Source organism: Luteolibacter sp. Y139 (genome assembly GCF_038066715.1).
GTDB classification, from domain to species: domain Bacteria; phylum Verrucomicrobiota; class Verrucomicrobiia; order Verrucomicrobiales; family Akkermansiaceae; genus Haloferula; species Haloferula soli.
In genome coordinates this window covers 85,488-102,877 of the sequence record NZ_JBBUKT010000017.1, presented here as the reverse complement: position 1 = coordinate 102,877, position 17,390 = coordinate 85,488, and the positions used below count along the sequence as shown (strand labels likewise).

Below are 17,390 nucleotides of genomic sequence, written 5' to 3'. Positions count from 1 at the left end.
TCTTCCTCCGAGTCGTCTTCCTCCGAGTCGTCTTCCTCCGAGTCGTCTTCCTCCGAGTCGTCTTCCTCCGAGTCGTCTTCCTCCGAGTCGTCTTCTTCCGAGTCGTCTTCTTCCGAGTCGTCTTCTTCCGAGTCGTCTTCTTCCGAGTCGTCTTCTTCCGAGTCGCTCTCGGGGATTTCTGTTAGAGCGTCCAGATCGGGAGTGGGGCCCTCGGGTTCGCCGGCTGCGGCGGCTTCCGCTTGGGCTTCGGGATCGGTGGGGGCTTCGGCTTCTGCTTCGGAGGCAGGCGCTTCGGCTTCCAGTTCTTCCGGGTCCGGGATGCGGCCGCCGTTTTCAAGGAGGAGGACCACTTCCTCCTGCACCTTGTCGACTTGGGAGAGGGGGATGTCCGGATCGCGGACGATGAAGAGGTCGCCGAGCTTGCGGTGCTCGTAGACGCGGAGGATGCCGGTATTGGTGCGCTGGGTGTCGGTCTCGCGGAGGATCTTCTGGCGCTCCAGCATCACGGCGAGGATGTAGCGGACGTTTTCGGTGTGGTCCTCGTCTTCCTCGACGAGGCGGCGCAGGAGTTCCTCGGGGCTTTCCTTCTTGAAGACGTCTTCCTTTTTCTCACCGGCGACGGGGGCGTGGTAGATGGTCTTCCAGAAGGACAGCGGCTTTTCGTCCTCGGCGGTGCGGGCCTTCCAGGCATCGAGGCAGAAGTCCTTCCGCAGGTAGCCGGAGGATTCGGGGTCGGGAAAGAGGGCCGTCATGATCGGCTCGCCGTCGTCGAAGGAGCGCTCGGTGGCGGCGCAGGCGCGGGAACGGGAGCGGATGTGCCAGGATTCTTGGAGGGCCATGGAAGAAGTGCCGAAGTGATCAGTTGTCAGTGATCAGTGGAAAGGCAGGGGAAGTGGACCCGGAAAGTCCGGGCCGGTCAACGGCTGTTCCCGAGGACCGCTGACGATTGACCGCTGGCAGTGGGTCACGCCTCCGCAGGGATGAACTTGCGGATGGTCTGGTAAATCGGGCGGCCGGAGAGGCGGCGCTGGAAGAGGAAGAGGGCGATGATGCCGAAGATGTAGTTCGGCAGCCAGGCGGCGAGGACCGGGCTGAGGTGGCGCGAGTCGCCGAGGGCCAGGCAGACATTCGACAGGAACAGCATGCCGGCGCAGAGGAAGACCGCCACCGCGACCCCGCCACTGGCGCCACGACGGGTGAAGACGACGCCGAGTGGCACGGCGAGGAGCACCACGATGAGGCAGCCCACCGGCTGGGCCCAGCGGTAGTGCCACTGGGTGAGGTGGCCGCCACGGCTGGCCCAGGTGCCGAGCGGATTCGCGGCGAGCCAGTCATTCAGGTCCGGAATGCCGAGCTGGGCGGCGGGCAGGCCGGGGCGGATGAGCTGCGCGGGGACCTCGCTCCAGCCTTTCATGACGAGTGGATTCGGCGTCTCGACCTTGGTGAAGTCAGGGGATTCCTGGTCCGGTGCGGTCTTGGCGGAGCAGTCCGCGACTTCGGGGTCGGTGAAGGTCCAGTTGCGGGTCAGCGGCGACCAGGCGGCGGTCTTGGCGGAGATGATCTTCGCCAGGGTGCCATCCGGATTTTCCTGGATGACGGTCACGCGCTTCAAGGGGGCGCCCTTGTGGTAGTCCTGTGGGAAGGAGCCGATCATCCACAGCCGGCGGTCGTCGAAATTCCGGTAGCGGATGTTGGGTTCGGCGACGCCTTCCTGGCCCTTGGCCTTGCGGAGGATGGCGTTTTCCGCGGCGATGGCGGCGGGCGCCCATTGGTAGTTGAGGCCGGCGCAGAGGACGGCGGCGAGGGCTCCGCCCACGAAGAACGGCAGCGTGAGCCGGGCCAGTCCGCGGCCGGTCTGGATCATCGCCACGATTTCCCGCGAGCGCGAGAGGCGGCCCAGGCAGTAGAGGATGGAAAGCAGCAGCGAGTAGGGCATCAGCTCGCGAATGACCTCGGGGATCCGGGCGAGATACAGCTGTCCGGCGTAGCCGATGGCGTTCTTGCTGTTCTTCAGGTCGTCGAGATTGTCGCCGAGGTCGGCGATCAGCCAGACGGCGAAGAGGCCGAGCAGGCAGATCACGAAGATCGAGACGAACTGGCGGCTGATGTAGCGGGCCATCGTGTCGCCGAGATAATACAGCACGCCGCCGATGGCCGGCAGGAAGCAGAGGATGACGGCGATGACCGGGCGCAGCAGGTGGGCCTGGGCCTGGACGTCGGGGAAATTATCGAGCTGCTCTTGAACGGCGGCCTGCTCGAGTGGCCCGATTTTCAGGGCAAGCAGGGCGCCGGCGAGGGCAAGGAGCAGGGGGACGAGAATGCGCGGCATGAGATGACGGCGACGGCGTGGCCGGGAGCATGCGGTGGAACGGTCGTTTGTAAAGGACGGGGGTGGGAGGTGGAACGAACGAACCGCAAAGGCGCGGAGGTCGCGGAGGAGAACGCGGAGTTTCGAAGAATGGGATGACAACGAAACGAGCGAAAGTGACGAAAAAAGGCCGTTCGATCCCCTGCTTCTTCATTTCGCCTATTTCGTTCGTTTCGTTGTCCTCTTTGATTGGCGCTTGGCTTTCCCGCGTCGTCCCGGCGCAATGCCGTCCGCATGATTTCCACCCTTGAGGGACAGCCGCTGCCCGACGCCTTCGTCGAGGAAATCGGGCTGGCTTTTTCCAAGGAGGGGAGCATGGGGCGGTCGCGGGACTTCGAGTTCCGGCCGGAGCAGCAGCAGCTGGCGATGGCGGTGGCTGAGGCGTTGATCGAGAAGCGTTGTCTGGTCGCGGAGGCGGGGACGGGCGTGGGGAAGTCGCTGGCGTATCTGATCCCGGCGGCGCGCTATGCGCTGCGGACGGGGCGGAAGGCGATTATTTCCACCCACACGATCAACCTGCAGGAGCAGCTGGTGCGGAAGGACATCCCGATCGTGCGGAAGCTGCTCGGGGAGGAATTGCCGGCGGTGTTGCTGAAGGGCCGGCAGAATTACCTGTGCCCGGCGCGGTTGAAGCGGGCGCGCGAGCAGGCGGGGGATCTTTTCACGTCGACGGAGAGCGATGAGCTGGAGTCGATCCGCCGCTGGGCGGAGGCGACGCGGGACGGGACGCTGAGCGACCTTGAATTCCAGCCGTCGATGAAGGTGTGGCTGCAGGTTTGCTCCGAGCCGCACGTCTGCACGGCGCGCTACTGCGGGCCGAAGGGGGATTGCTTTTACCAGGAGGCCCGGAAGGCGGCGGCGGATGCGAAGCTGGTGGTGGTGAACCACACCCTGTTCTTCGCGCTGCTGGATACCGGGGAGAATCTGGAGCAGGAGAAGCCGTCGGGTTTCCTGTTTCCGAATGATTTCGTGGTGCTGGATGAGGCGCACACGCTGGAGCAGGTGGCGGCGGTGCAGCTCGGCCTGCGGGTGAGCCAGGCGGGGATGCGCTTCGACCTCCAGCGGCTGTATAATCCGCGGACCAAGAAGGGCACGCTGCGGTCGTTCAAGAAGTCCTCGGTGCTGTTCGCAGTGGAGGAGGCGCTGAAGGCGGCGGATGAGTTTTTCAGCGATCTGGGGCACGCGGCGACCTTCGGGCAATACTCGAAGGAATGGCGGGTCCGAGAGCCGGAGCTGGTGCCAAACCGCGCCGCCGAGCCGCTGCGGAAGCTGTGGCAGGAGATCGATGCGCTGGCCGCGGATGTCGAAAGCGAGACCACCAAGGCCGAGCTCCAGGATGCTTCGCGGAAGCTGCGCGAGGCCCACGGGGCGATCGGCTGCTTCCTCGACCAGAGCAGCGATGACATGGTCCACTGGGTCGAGAAATCGGGCCGGGACGAGAGCCTGTTTTCCCTGCACGCCGCGCCGATCCATGTGGCGGACCGGCTGCGCGGGCTGCTCTTCGGCGAGGGAAAGAGCTGCATCATGACCAGCGCCACGCTGGGGGTGGGGGATCCGCTGCTGGGGTGGTTCCGCGGGCGGGTGGGCGCGGAGGATGTGCCGCCGCTGTGCATCGGCAGCCCGTTCGATTTCCAGCGGCAGATGAAGATCCGGATCTGGAAGAACATGCCGGAGCCGGCGAGTCCCCAGTATGGGAAGGCGATGGTCGAGGCGATCCGGGCGGCGGTGGAGGCAAGCGAGGGGAAGGCCTTCGTGCTCTTCACCAGCTACCGGACGATGCGGGATGCGGCGGAGAAGTTAAGGCGTCACTTCGAGGACCGCGGCTGGCGCTTGTTGGTGCAAGGTGACGGGATGCCGCGGCACAAGATGGTGGAGGAATTCCGCCGGGACGTGCACAGCGTGCTGTTTGGCACGGACAGTTTCTGGACCGGGGTGGACGTGCCGGGAGAGGCGCTTTCGAATGTGGTGGTGACGCGGCTGCCGTTCGCGGTGCCGGATCATCCGCTCACGCAGTCGCGCTTGGAAGCGCTTGAGGCTGAGGGTGGGAATCCCTTCATGGACTACTCCGTGCCGGAGGCGATTCTCAAGCTGCGGCAGGGAGTCGGCCGGCTGATCCGGACGGCGAAGGACAGCGGGCTGGTGAGCATTCTGGACAACCGGATCCTAACGAAGCGGTATGGGCGCTTGTTCCTGGACGCCTTGCCGAAGGCTCCGGTGGAAATCGTCCAGTAAGCCCGCCGAGTCAGGCCATGTTTATCTGCGAAGCTCCGAGGGCTTCCTTGAAGAGAGCGGCGCTCCATTGGCCGGGAGCGGTGGGCGCATCGCCGATGAAGCCGTAGTTCAGGACGGAGCCGTATTGCGCGCAGAGCAGCCGTGAAACCGGGGCGAGCGGGCCCATGCCCATCAGGGAAAGGGGCAGGGGATGGGTGCCGGTGAGCAGGCTGGCGAGCCGGGTGACGTCCTCCATTTCGTGCAGGCGGATGGCGGCCTTGAAGCACGCGGCACCGGCGGCGGCGGCGCGTTCGGCCATCGCCGGGATCTTTCCGAAGGAGTCGGCTCGGCCCTCGAAATCATGCCAGGAGGCGACCCAAGGGACGCCCCGAGACTGGGCCTCCTCCAGGAATTCGGCCATTTCCAGCTCCTGGACGGACTCCAGCTCCACATCGATCAGCGCGGCCTCATCCAGCACGGCCTCCAGCCGTTCCCGGCGGTGCAGGGCGCTCAGGTCGCCCCGTCCGCCCTCGTCGCCGCGGCGGGCGGTGAAGAGCATCGGGATGCCGGTGAGGTGGGCCCACGGGCGGGTTTCCGGGATCTCCAACAGGTCGAGCCGGATCTCCAACAGATCGCAAGCTGCTAGGGCCTCTTGATAGGTGGTGGCTGCTAGGCTTTCCACATTTCCGAAACTCCCGACCACCCGCGGTTGTGCGGGGCTTAGAATGACTTGTGGACAGCGCACGCCGGAAGCACAAACGTGGGGTCGCATCACTGTCAACTGCGGCGGTCGATGCTCCGCGCCTTCCATGTAAATACCTGACGGATTTTTCTCCATGGCGGCGCGATTTTCTCTGGTCAATCCGGGGACGCATTCCCTAGTTCTCCAAAAACCGAAAGCCCACCAATGAAACATTGTCCTCGTTCATTCCGTAGGACGGCGCTCGCCGCCGTCGCCGCTTCCGTTGCCGCACTCACGTTCCTCGCGGCTCCGGCTCATGCCCAAGGCAAGGCTGAAGTGGGTACCCTCGTTTTCGACGACATCCCGTCCCCGGAAGTCAATTCGGGCAAGGCCAAGAGCTTCAAGCCGAAGGATTGGCTCGAAGTCGAAGTCGCCATCAAGCTGCCCGCCCAGAATGCCGAACAGAAGAAGATCGGCTTCGTCGACGCCGTCACCGTGAAGTGGTACGTCGCGATGGCCAATCCGGATGGCAAGGGCTTCATCAAGCTCACCAAGACGATCGAGCACATCAACGTCCCGATCGACGAGGAGATCTTCAGCTCGGTCTACATGTCGCCTTCCGCGATCAAGCGCCTGACCGGCAAGGACAAGGCCGGCAAGAGCGCCGTCCGCGCCGTGGGCGTGGAAGTGCTCGTCAATGGCGAGAAGGTCGGCCAGGCCGCCGTGAAGGAGAAAGAAGGCTGGTGGACCTCCGGCAGCCTCTCCGACCAGAGCGACAAGTTCCCGCTTCTCAACAAGGATGAGACCCCGTTCTCGATGCTCTGGTGGGATCGCTACGCCGAGATCAAGCGCGAGAAGTAATTCGCAGGGTTGTCTTGGTTTGATGTCTTCCGCGTCCCCGTTCTACGACGCCAAAACCCCGTTTTTTCCCAAAGCCCGTCATGGCTGATACACAGTCCTCAATTGCCCTCAACATCGGCTCCCAGCGCGTGAGCATGGCCGTGTTCGAACCGTCCAAAAACGGCGGTCTCGTTCTCAAAGGCTATGATAGCGAAGTGATCCTCGCCGATCCCGCCACCGAAGCATCCCGTCCGGCTCAGATCGGCTATGCGATCGGCCAACTCACCCAGCGCCTCAAGGCCGGCAAGTCGAAGGTCCGCTACGCGGTCTCCGGCCAGTCGGTCTTCACGCGCTTCGTTAAGCTGCCACCGCTCGGTGACGACGATATCGAACAGCTGGTCACCTTCGAGGCCCAGCAGCACGTTCCTTTCCCGCTCAACGAAGTCGTCTGGGATTACGAGATCCTGGAAAGCGCCGGTGAGAAGGAAGTCGTGATCGTTGCGATCCGTGCCGAAGCGCTCGACGAGCTGAACGAGTCCGTCACCGGAACCGGCCTCGCCACCGCCGAGGTGGATGTGGCCCCGATGGCGCTCTACAATGCCTTCCGCGCCGCTTACGCGAATGTCACCGAACCGGTGCTGCTGATCGACATCGGCGCGAAGTCGACCGACCTGCTTTACATCGAGGGCAAGCGCTTCTTCACCCGCAGCGTCAACCGCGGCGGCGTCTCGATCACCTCCGCGATCTCCAAGGAATACGGCGTTTCCTTCGCCGAAGCCGAAGGCCACAAGACCCATGGCGGTCTCGTCGCGCTGGGCGGCGGCCACACCGAGCAGCTCGATGAAACGACTGCAGCGCTGGCCACCACCATCCGCAATGCCCTCGGACAGCTGCCTGCGGAAATCGCCCGCACCACGAACTACTACCGGAGCCAACAGGGTGGCAATGCGCCGAAGCGCATCATCCTCGCCGGTGGTGGTGCGAACCTGCCTTACACGAAGGAGTTCTTCGAAGAGAAGCTCCACCTGCCGGTCGAGTTCTTCAACCCGGTCGCGGCCATCGCCGTCGGCAAGGGTGTGGATACCGACAAGCTCGGCCGCGAAGCCCACCTGATGGGTGAGCTCATCGGCTTGGGCCTGCGTGCCACCGGCAAGTCCTCGGTCAATATCGACTTGGTTCCGACCAAGGTCCAAGCCGCCCGTCTCGCGGAGAAGCAGAAGCCGTTCTATCTCGGTGCTGCTGCCGCGCTGCTCGTGGGTCTCGCCGCTTGGGCGGGTCTCTCGAGCGTGGCTGCCTCGAAGGCTGCCGACGAGAGCAAGAAGATGGCGGACCAGAAGGAAGAGCTGGAGCGGGTCGCGACTCCGATCGACCAGGAGTTCAAGAAGCAGGCACAGTTGCTGGGTCTCGCGACCCAATACACCGACGCCGAGGCTGACCGCACCTTCTGGCCGGAACTGATCCAGGAAATCCAGGCCGGCTTCGCCAGCGACTCCGTCTGGATCACGGACTTCGATCCGGTGTTCAACTACAACCCGCTCGGCAGCGCCGAAGACAACAAGAAGTCGAAGTCGACGGTGAAGAGCGAGTTCTACGCGCTCGGCTACGGCGTCACCGGAGTGGAGAACATCAAGGTGGAAGTTCCCGTCGCGAAGGGTGCCAAGCCACCCAAGCCCGGTGCCCCGACGGGTCCGGAAATCCCTGCGACCGCCAATGCCATCCGCCTGCGCGGTTTCTGGCGCGGTGGTGAGGACAATCCGCAAGGCAGCAACCTGATCTACACCCTCATCAAGAACCTCCGCGAGAAGCCCCAGCACCTGAACTTCACCGCCGTGGTGACGGATGCCAAGGGCAAGAAGACGGAGGAGCCGCTGAAGGACGATCAGATCGTCAAGCAGCTCGAGAGTGCTCCGGCGGAGTCGGATTTCGCCGCTCCTTTCGAAGTTGTCATCCCGCTCTCCCGCGAGGTTCCCATCAAGTAATTTGATCTCAAAACCCTTTTATAGACCTCGACCATGAGCTGGATCCAGGAAAACCGTTTCGTCGCCGGCTTGGGCGGCATCACCGCCGTCGCCGCCGCAGGCTTGATCGTCTGGGGCGTCAAAGCCAACGGCGCGTATGACAAGGCCAAGGAAGAATATGGCACTGCCGCCGATCAGGTGGACACCATCACCAAGGGCAGGCTTTACCCGAATGACGCGAACCTCCAGGCCAAGAAGAAGGCCGTGGGTGAGTATCAGAAGTCGGTCGATGAGCTGCAGAAGTCCTTCGACAAGTTCCGCGCACCGACGCCTCCGAACGTGGAGCCGGCGCAGTTCAGCGAGACCCTGCTGAAGGCGAAGGAGCTCGCCGCCAAGGCCTTTGGCGAAGTGCGGCCGACTGCAACCGAACTGCCACCGGAGTTCTTCCTCGGCGACGAGGAATACACGGGCAAGCCACCGGAGAAGGGTGCCACCGGCATCCTGACCTATCAGCTGGAAGCAGTCAGCGAGCTGATGGCGAATCTGGCCAAGGCCGGGCCGTCCAAGATCCTCAACATCCATCGCCCGAAACTGGTCGAGGAAGAGGGCAAGCCGTTCGATGCCAAGGGCAAGTCCTTCCGCGCGCTGCCGATCGAAATTGCCTTCACCGGCAACGAGAACTCGGTGCGCAAGTTCATCTCCTCGCTTGATGACTCGCAGACGCACTACTACGTGGTGCGCTCGATCCGGGTGATCAACGAGAAGCTCAAGGCACCAACCGCTGCGGATGGTGCGTTCGAGAAGAAGGACGGCGAGGCGAAGCCGGAAGGTGGCGCTCCTGCCGCGGATCCCTTCGGTGGTGCCGGTGGCTTCGTGCTGCCGGGTGAGGAGCCAGCCGCTCCTGCCGCCGGTGGTGCCGCGAAGCCAGGTGCTGCTGCGGCCGCTCCAGCCGCCGCCGCTGCTCCTGCAGCAGGGGGTGACGGTGTGATCCTCCAGCAGGTGCTCGGCTCCGAGAAGGTGAACGTCTTCCTGCGGATCGATATCATCCAGTTCCTCGAAGCAACCAAGGCCACGACCCCGGCTCCGAAAGCCGAGGCAGCGGGCAAGTAAGTTCCAAACCCAGTCACTTCCATGTCCAAGCTTCCTAAGAACTTCGAAAAAATCCTGCTCGGCGTCGGCGGCGTGATTGCCGTGACGTGTGCCGGCCTGGGTTTCATGAAATCCAATGCCGTTGAAGCCGACTTCAACCGCACCGCTTCCACCACCGGTGGAAAAGAGATCGATATCCCCGAGCAGGAGGCCACCAGCAAGGCGGTTTCCTCGCTCAAGTCCGACCGTGTCATCGAACAAGCCGAAGCCAATAGCCGTGGCGTCGATCTCTTCGTTGGCATCCCGTTGTTTGCCGACAAGAACAATCCGAACATCCCGGTCGACCCGATGAGCCCGAAGATGAAGCCGGTTCACGAGGGGATTCCCAACCCATGGTGGATCAAGACCGGTGCCAACATGACCTTCGCCGACTCGCCGAGCCGTGACGATGACAGTGATGGCTTCACCAATCGTGAGGAGTACGAAGCCAAGACCGATCCGATCGATCCCAAGAGCATCCCGGCTCTCATCGACAAGCTGGCCTATCTCAAGGACGAGTCCACCATGTGGTATGTCCAGTTCGGCCTCGAATCGAGCGGCAAGTGGGCTCCCAAGCTCACGGCCCGCACCCCGGACAAGAAGAAGGTGGAGAACCGCGTGAGCGCCGTCGAGATGCTCGATGTCGGCGCCACCTTCTTCAAGGAGGGTGCCCTGGCCAATCGCTTCAAGTTCACCGGCATCGACGAGCGTGAGGTGACCAGCCAGAAGACCAAGCTCACCCAGAAGGTGAAGGTCGGCCACTACGAAGACCTCAAGCCGAACAAGGTGGGCCAGAAGTATGAGTCGCAAGCTGGCCTGCCCGACGCCGAGTTGGAAGCCGCGGCCTACTATGACCGCACCGCCGTTCTGGAACTCCGCGCCATTGGTTACAAGGGCAAGGAATTCAAGGTCGAAGAGAACACCAAGTTCGCGCTTCCGCCGGACGCTCCCGAAAAGAATTACACGCTTAAGAAAGTTACGCCCGAAGGCATTCAGGTCGAGTACAAGGACGCCGACGGACAGACCAAAACCCAGGACATTGCAAAGGGCGGCACGCCTTAACACAAAATCAAACTGTTTTTGAAAATAGCGCTTCCCAACCGCCGGTTAGCCCGGCAGAACACAGCCCCAACCATGCAAAAAACGCCAACGCATCGCACCTGCAGCACCGTCGCCGCCCTACTGGCAGTGGCCGCCGTGATGCCGGTCACGCTGACAGTCGCCAACGCCGGAGAAGGCGGCGGCAGCTACAGCGGACTCGCCCAGAAAGAAATGATTCGCCGCCAAAACGCGGTCGCCACCTCGGACAAGCTCCGCGACGAAGGTCGTGAGGCATATGCCAAGGGCGACTACAAGGTGGCAGTGGACAAGTACAAGGCCGCTCTGGACGTGCTGCCTGATGCCCCCATGGTCCAGGATCGCCGGACCTACCTCACCCAGGTGCTTGCCGACGGTTCGTCTGCCCTTGGCGAGAGCTACCGCAAGGTTGGCAAGTATGACGAGGCCCGCCAGCTCGCCAATGACGTGCTCGCCCTGAATCCCAACAACATTCAGGCCAAGACCCTGATCGAGTATCTCGACGATCCGATCCGCACGAACCCAGCGCTGACCTATCAGCACACGCAGAACACCGACGAAGTTCGCCGCAAGCTGTACATCGCTGAAGGCAACTACAACCTCGGCAAGTTCGACGACGCTCACAAGACCTACGAGGACGTCCTTCGTCTCGACCCATACAACAAGGCTGCCCGCCGTGGTATGGAAGTGGTCGCCCAGGCTCGTGCGGATTACTACCGCGCTGCCTACGACCAGACCCGCGCCCAGCTTCTCGCCGAAGTGGACCGTGCCTGGGAACTCGCCGTGCCGCCGCTCGTCACCGAAGACCTGACCGGCAACGGTCCGGCCGTCGCGACCAGTGGTGCGACCGCGATCTTCACCAAGCTTCGCACGATCAACATCCCGGTCATCGACTTCGACAACACCTCCGTTGAAGAAGCCATCGACTTCCTCCGTGTCCGTGCCGCCGAGTACGACACCACCGAAATCGACCCGGCCAAGAAGGGCATCAACTTCGTCATCCGCAAGCCGCGCGCTTCCGGTGGTGCTGACGCCGGCGTGGACGCCGACGCCGGTGCCGGCCTGGGTGCCGCTGCCAATCCGGGTGCCCTCCGCATCGACCAGCTCAGCCTGCGCAACGTGCCGCTCTCGGAAGTCCTTCGCTACATCTGCGAAAAGACCAAGCTGCGCTTCAAGGTCGACGACTACGCCGTCACTCTCGTGCCTGCCACGGAGACCGGTGAAGACCTCATCAACCGCACCTTCAATGTCCCGCCGGACTTCCTTGCCCGCCTCGGTGGTGGTGAAGGCGCCAGCGGCGGTGGTGCTGCTGCAGCCGATGATCCGTTCGCTTCCGGCGGCGGTGGCACCGGTGGTGCTGGCATCAAGCCTCGTCCGAAGATCGGCGATCTCCTCAAGGAGCGCGGTGTGGCTGACGTGGCCGGTGCTTCCGCGACCCTGACCGGCTCCAAGCTGGTGGTCCGCAACACCCCGACCAACATCGACATGATCGAGTCGCTGGTCCAATCGGTGGTGACCGACGCTCCGAAGCAGGTGAAGATCTCCACCAAGTTCGTGGAAATCTCCCAGGAGAACACCGACGAGCTCGGCTTCGACTGGATCGTTTCGCCGTTCGGCCTTTCCGCCAACCAGGTCTTCGCCAGCGGTGGCACGGTCGGCAACGGCCAGTCCCGCACCAATGCTGACTTCATCGGTGAAATCGCCGGCGTGACGATCCCGGGTATCCCGGCCGATCCGAGCACCGACGTGAGCAACATCATGACCGCGGGCAACCGCTCCGGTCTGGGTGCGATCAACCGCAACAGCATCGACGCCATCCTGAACAACTCCGACCGCTCCGACACCAGCGCCTCTCCGGCTCCTGGTATCGCAGCCCTGACCGGTCTGTTCTCCGACGGCCAGGTGCAGATGATCATGCGCGGCCTCGCCCAGAAGAAGGGCACCGACCTGATGACCGCTCCGAGCATCACTGCTCGCTCCGGTGAAAAGGCGCTGATCGAAATCATCCGCGAATTCATCTACCCGACCGAATACGAGCCCCCGGAACTTCCGAACTCGATCGGCAGCAGCTTCACCAACGGTGGCGGCCTCGGCGGCATCGGCGGTGGCGCAAGCTCGTTCCCAGTGACCCCGGCCACTCCGACGTCCTTCGAGACCCGGAACACCGGTATCACCCTGGAAATCGAGCCGACCATCGGTGGCAATGACTTCGTGATCGACCTCCGCTTCGCACCGGAAATCGTCGAGTTCGAAGGCTTCGTCAACTACGGCAGCCCGATCCAATCCCCGGCGACCGACTTCCTCGGCAACCCGACCACGGTGACCATCACGGAAAACCGCATCGAAATGCCGGTCTTCTCGACCCGCCGCGTGACCACGGCGCTGACCATCTATGACGGTTACACCGTTGCAGTTGGCGGCCTGATGCGCGAGGACGTGCAGACGGTGGAAGACAGCGTGCCGATCTTCGGTGACATCCCGATCGTGGGTCGTCTGTTCCAGTCGCGTGCCGAGAACCGGATCAAGAGCAACCTGATCATCTTCGTGACCGCGCAGATCATCGATGCTACCGGCCGTCCGCTTCGCGGAGTGGATGCTGCTCCGCAGGCTCCAGCCAATGAAGCCGCCATGATCGGCGGTGGTGCTGCCGGCCCTGACTTGCTGCCGCCGCCACCGGCTCAGTAAGACAGCCAATCATCCGAGTGATGTTTCCAAAGCGGGCGGGGATTTCCCCGCCCGCTTTTTTTGTTTTGTAGGGAAGGGTGGGCAGGAGGCCGGATGGGCCCATCAAAGTCTGCCGGTGGGGAAGTCCGGTAAGTCCAGTTTCCTATACCTACTGGAATACTGGACTCCGGCCTGCAGTCATTTCGGCGTTGCCCGGAGGACCGCCCGCGCTTCACTCTCGGGCGTGCTTGTCTTCGGCCTCAGCGGTGGGATCGCCAGCGGGAAATCGACCGCTTGCCGGGTGCTCGCGGAAGTTTGCCCGGGCGTGGTGATCTTCGATGCGGACGCCTGTGTGCATCGTCTCTACGAGAGTGATCCGGTGGTGATCTCCGGGGTCCGCGCGCGGTTCGGGGAAGGGGTGGAGGGAGAATCCGGTGCGATCAACCGGCAGGCGCTGCGGCAGGCGGTTTTCGGCGACCCGGCGGCGCGGCGGGATCTGGAGGGAATCGTTCATCCCCGGGTGCGGGAGGAATGTCTTGAATCTTTGGCGGCTGCCCGCAAACTCCCGGCGTCCCTGTTCGTGGCGGACATTCCGCTCCTGTTCGAGAACGCTTTCGATTTCGGACAGCACGGAAACCTTCTGGTGGCGGCCGGTCTCCAAACCCGGTACCGGCGGCTCCGCGAGCGGAATGGCTTCGACGAGGCCACCATCGCTTCCATTCTCGCGGCGCAGATGCCGCAGGAGGAAAAGCTGCGCAGGGCCGACCATGTTTTTTGGAACGAGGGACCGCCCTCGGTTCTCGAGGCGCAGTGGCTGCGCTTCCTTCAATCCCACGCCATCATGAGCGACGATACCAGCCTGCCTGAAACCCCTGAAACTGCCGCACCGGCCGTCCAGGAAGCAGCACCCTTGCCCCAGACCATCGATATCAATGCCTTCCGCCTCAAGCCGCTCGGCGAGCTGCTGGCGATGGCGGAGGCCGTGCCCGCGCGAATCACACCGGGTGCGCCCAAGACCCAGCTCGTGTTCGAGCTGCTGAGCTTTTACGCGAACGAAGGGGCCGTGCTGATTGGCGAAGGCATCGTCGAGCAGGCGAAGGAGAACTACGCGATGCTCCGCGATCCGGCCCGCAGCTTCCGGACCTCGCCGGATGACCTTTACGTCAATGGCCACCTGCTGCGTGACCATGCCCTGCGCGCGGGGAACCGGGTGAAGGTGCGGATCCGCGCGCCGCGCGACCGCGACAAGTATCTTTCCGCCGTCGAGATCCTCGAAATCGAGGGAATCCCGGCCGCCGAATACAAGGTGCCGAAGGAATTCGACAAGCTCACTCCGCTCTTCCCTGACCGTCGGATCGTCCTCGAAGCGGACGGGCCGGAGGCGGTGGGAGTTCGCGTGCTGGATCTGGTGGCTCCGCTTGGAAAGGGCCAGCGCGGCCTGATCGTCGCTCCGCCCCGTGGCGGCAAGACCATCCTGCTGAAGCAGATTGCCAAGGCGATCCGCAAGAATCACCCGGAAGTAGAACTGATCGTGGTGCTGCTGGACGAGCGCCCCGAGGAGGTGACGGATTTCGAGGAAACCGTGGGCACCACGGTTTACGCCTCCACCTTCGACGAGGCTCCCCGCCGCCATGCCCAGGTCGCGGATCTGGTCATCGAGCGCGCCCGCCGGCTGGTGGAGCAGGGGAAGGATGTCGTGCTGCTGCTCGATAGCTTGACCCGCCTTGCCCGCGGCCACAATTCGGCCAACCAGGGTGGTCCGATTGGCAGCGGCGGCATCAGCCCGGTGGCGCTTCAGAAGTCCCGGAAATTCTTCGGCAATGCCCGCAATGTCGAGGAAGGCGGCAGTCTGACGATCCTGGCCACGGCCCTGATCGAAACGGAAAACCGGATGGACGACGTGATTTTCGAGGAGTTCAAGGGCACGGGTAACATGGAGGTGCGGCTCGACCGCGAGCTCGCCGAACGACGCATCTTCCCTGCGATCCATATCCCGCAGAGCGGCACCCGGAATGATGAGCGCCTTTATCATCCGGACGAGTTCCTCAAGGTGCTGGACCTGCGCCGCCAACTGGCCCAATTGCCGATTGGCGATGCAATTGATACGCTGCTGAAGAATCTCAAGGCGACCAAGACGAACGCCGAACTATTGCTCCGCGGATTGCGTTGACGGACTCCCGGAGGGGCGGCGAAACAGCTTCACCGGTGGTGGTGATGCACCCTGTAAATGCCTTGTAACACCCTTCCGCGCGAAAGGTTGCGGAAAGGTGGCGACGCTTGAAACAACAAGGAATTCGACGCAATTTGCGCGGAGAAATCTTCTTGTCAAAGCGAAGTGCACGCGGAAGGTTTCGCCACATGCAAACCCACCGGTTGTTTTCGACGGCTGCAACGCTCCTCGGGCTATCCCTCACTGCGGCGCGTGCGGACATTTACATGGAGCTTGGAATCAACAAGCGCTTCTTCCAGACCAGCGCGGCTGCGGTCAAGTTCGACCATGGTGAGTTGAATCTCTATCTGCGCGACGGTGTTGTTATCCTCGCGCCCTGCACGAGCGATCCACAGCTCTATTTCTACGGCCCCCACCTCGGCTGCGCCCTCGGCATCACCGGCTTCGTGGCTTGGGGTGACTTCAACCGCGACGGTGTCTCCGATGCGAACCAGTATTGGTCGATCGACACGGTGGTTCCGGCCATCGCGATTGCGCCGTCCTATCCGCAGCTCTGCTCGCTGGTCTCCGGCCCGCCGAGCAAGCTTCCGCGCCCGCTGCGGGTTTTCCGTGATGGTGCGGTGACCGTGTTCCATGATCTTCGCACTCCGCAGGTCACGCAATATAACATCGCGCTCTATGAAATGGTGCGCCGCTACGGCTCGGTCCGTCAGGTTGAGACTGCCGTGACGGCTGGCTCGATCGTGACTTCGGGCACTCTGATCGTCACGGTGAGTGGTGCTGATTTCCCGGTTCCGGTGAGCATACCGATCACCATCACCGTCGAGATTGATCCGGATACCCTTTTGCCTGTCCCGGTGTTCGCCGAGGAGTGGGCAGCGACCGTCCGGCTTGCCCTCCAGGCGAACGCCCAGGTTGCGGCCGTCTATTCCGTCGGCGGAGAGGACAATTCCATCACGCTCACGGAGATCACCCCGAACGGCAACGACCCGAACCTGCTGCTCAATATCGATGCGGGCACCACGACTTCCGGATTCCTGCCGATCAACAGCACGAATACCGTGCAAGGCGTGCTGGTGAGTTCCCCGACTGCCTCGCTGAAGCAGATGAACGAGGAGCTGGTGACTGGACGCTACGTCTTCGCTTTCCCGAGCAAGGCGAGCCCGACCACGGTTCCCGTGAACATGGCGGTGACGATCGTTCCGAACGTGGAGGCTCTCGGCTCGAATCCTCGCGTCAAGGGTGGCTTCCGGTTCACCTCCGGACAGTTCGACGATGGATTCTACCAGATGGATCCCCGCACGCTCAGCACGATTACTTGGACTGGCAACGACGCGAGCAACATCGTCCCGGGCGATCAGATCTACTTCTCGATCCTGAACAAGTCTGAGGACCGGATTGAATTCCCGCCGACTGTGCCGCAGACGCCGGTGCTTCTGGCGACTCCCGCGGTGCAGAGCTACACCCTGCCGCCTGGCTTCTTTGAAGTGGGTGATGAGAATGTCATCGACCTCCGCTACCAGCGCACGCTGCCGGTCACTGCCGTCACCTATGACCGTTCCAAGCGCGAGTTCCGCATGCGGGTGAGGTTCGTGGATACCTACCTCGGCTGGGCTCAGGGAGCGTTCCCATTGGGTACTGCCGGCGATGTCAGCCCGACCGGTGACTTCGACCGCGACGGGATGACCAATGTCGAGGAATACGCCTACCAGTTCCCGACCCAAGCCGAGATCATCGCGGGGATCAAACCTCAGCTGCCAGCTTCCGCGCGCTTCTTGCGCGTGACCGATGTGGAGCCGGAGACGGTTAACGATCCCGCGCTGAAGCCGACCGGACCGGTGGCTGCTGCGCTTGACGGCACGAATCACGTCGTCTTCAAGGTTCCCTATCGTGCTTTGACGGGGACCAGCCTGAAGTACGAATTCACCGAGGTCACGACCAACCCGAAGAACCTCAAGAAAAAGACCAAGAGGATCAAGCCGGGGGCCGACTGGGAGATTTCCTTTGAGGATGGCGCTACCGCCTCACGGACCGTTCGAATTCAGGTCGAGCGCATCGACCCGGCAACGGGCATTGTTGATTCTGTCGGCCCCTATCCGGATCGTGCCAATTTCCCCCTCGATCCTTTGAATCCGATTACGGTGACCATGACCAAGCAGTACATCGTGCTGCGCAGCAAGAATCCGGTTGCCGACCCTCTCGCTCCGCTGCCGGAACTTTCCGTCAAGCTGACGCCGGTGGATATCAACTGATTTCGGTCGCTGCCACGCTGCATGCTTCACGAAAAACGTT

General features: G+C 62.9%; 10 protein-coding genes and 1 pseudogene. 8 read left to right on the top strand and 3 right to left on the bottom strand.

Features of this window, described 5'->3' with window-relative positions; translation table 11 throughout:
* Nucleotides 1–839, bottom strand: a pseudogene (locus tag WKV53_RS27435) (hypothetical protein); the annotation flags it as partial.
* Between the two features lie 125 nt (nucleotides 840–964).
* Nucleotides 965–2,329 carry an LptF/LptG family permease gene (locus WKV53_RS27430; RefSeq protein ID WP_341408046.1) on the bottom strand — a complete coding sequence of 455 codons (1,365 nt, stop codon included), beginning with the start codon at nucleotides 2,327–2,329 and terminating at the stop codon, nucleotides 965–967.
* Nucleotides 2,330–2,602: 273 nt separating this feature from the next.
* Between WKV53_RS27430 and WKV53_RS27425 the strand changes: the two genes are divergently transcribed.
* Entirely contained in the window at nucleotides 2,603–4,600 is a 1,998-nt protein-coding gene (locus tag WKV53_RS27425; RefSeq protein WP_341408045.1) for an ATP-dependent DNA helicase, read from the top strand.
* 10 nt (nucleotides 4,601–4,610) lie between these two features.
* Here WKV53_RS27425 and WKV53_RS27420 read toward each other — a convergent pair whose 3' ends face one another.
* Complete coding sequence (locus tag WKV53_RS27420) at nucleotides 4,611–5,261, bottom strand: type I 3-dehydroquinate dehydratase (protein WP_341408044.1); 651 nt, start codon at nucleotides 5,259–5,261, stop codon at nucleotides 4,611–4,613.
* Nucleotides 5,262–5,486: 225 nt separating this feature from the next.
* Between WKV53_RS27420 and WKV53_RS27415 the strand changes: the two genes are divergently transcribed.
* From WKV53_RS27415 to WKV53_RS27385, 7 genes are all read left to right on the top strand, one after another.
* A complete protein-coding gene (locus tag WKV53_RS27415; RefSeq protein ID WP_341408043.1) occupies nucleotides 5,487–6,122 on the top strand; it encodes an Amuc_1102 family pilus-like protein in 636 nt (211 codons plus the stop codon).
* Between the two features lie 80 nt (nucleotides 6,123–6,202).
* Nucleotides 6,203–8,080: an Amuc_1101 family PilM-like pilus complex protein gene (gene mul2B, locus WKV53_RS27410; RefSeq protein ID WP_341408042.1), complete on the top strand. Its 1,878-nt coding sequence runs from the start codon at nucleotides 6,203–6,205 to the stop codon at nucleotides 8,078–8,080.
* A 33-nt stretch (nucleotides 8,081–8,113) separates the two neighbouring features.
* Nucleotides 8,114–9,169 (top strand): Amuc_1100 family pilus-like protein, encoded by a 1,056-nt coding sequence (locus WKV53_RS27405; protein WP_341408041.1) that lies wholly within the window; start codon nucleotides 8,114–8,116, stop codon nucleotides 9,167–9,169.
* A 21-nt stretch (nucleotides 9,170–9,190) separates the two neighbouring features.
* Nucleotides 9,191–10,249 (top strand): Amuc_1099 family pilus-like system protein, encoded by a 1,059-nt coding sequence (locus WKV53_RS27400; protein WP_341408040.1) that lies wholly within the window; start codon nucleotides 9,191–9,193, stop codon nucleotides 10,247–10,249.
* Nucleotides 10,250–10,321: 72 nt separating this feature from the next.
* Nucleotides 10,322–12,949: an Amuc_1098 family type IV pilus outer membrane protein gene (locus WKV53_RS27395; protein ID WP_341408039.1), complete on the top strand. Its 2,628-nt coding sequence runs from the start codon at nucleotides 10,322–10,324 to the stop codon at nucleotides 12,947–12,949.
* Nucleotides 12,950–13,172: 223 nt separating this feature from the next.
* Complete coding sequence (gene rho, locus WKV53_RS27390; RefSeq protein ID WP_341408038.1) at nucleotides 13,173–15,098, top strand: transcription termination factor Rho; 1,926 nt, start codon at nucleotides 13,173–13,175, stop codon at nucleotides 15,096–15,098.
* A 188-nt stretch (nucleotides 15,099–15,286) separates the two neighbouring features.
* Nucleotides 15,287–17,350 carry a hypothetical protein gene (locus WKV53_RS27385; protein WP_341408037.1) on the top strand — a complete coding sequence of 688 codons (2,064 nt, stop codon included), beginning with the start codon at nucleotides 15,287–15,289 and terminating at the stop codon, nucleotides 17,348–17,350.
* Nucleotides 17,351–17,390: the final 40 nt, after the last annotated feature.

Bases quoted from the DNA above. Each gene is read 5' to 3' on its own strand.
- WKV53_RS27385 (WP_341408037.1), top strand. From the start codon at position 15,287: ATGCAAACCCACCGGTTGTTTTCGACGGCTGCAACGCTCCTCGGGCTA.
- mul2B (WP_341408042.1), top strand. From the start codon at position 6,203: ATGGCTGATACACAGTCCTCAATTGCCCTCAACATCGGCTCCCAGCGC.
- WKV53_RS27415 (WP_341408043.1), top strand. From the start codon at position 5,487: ATGAAACATTGTCCTCGTTCATTCCGTAGGACGGCGCTCGCCGCCGTC.
- WKV53_RS27405 (WP_341408041.1), top strand. From the start codon at position 8,114: ATGAGCTGGATCCAGGAAAACCGTTTCGTCGCCGGCTTGGGCGGCATC.
- WKV53_RS27395 (WP_341408039.1), top strand. From the start codon at position 10,322: ATGCAAAAAACGCCAACGCATCGCACCTGCAGCACCGTCGCCGCCCTA.
- WKV53_RS27400 (WP_341408040.1), top strand. From the start codon at position 9,191: ATGTCCAAGCTTCCTAAGAACTTCGAAAAAATCCTGCTCGGCGTCGGC.
- WKV53_RS27430 (WP_341408046.1), bottom strand. From the start codon at position 2,329: ATGCCGCGCATTCTCGTCCCCCTGCTCCTTGCCCTCGCCGGCGCCCTG.
- WKV53_RS27425 (WP_341408045.1), top strand. From the start codon at position 2,603: ATGATTTCCACCCTTGAGGGACAGCCGCTGCCCGACGCCTTCGTCGAG.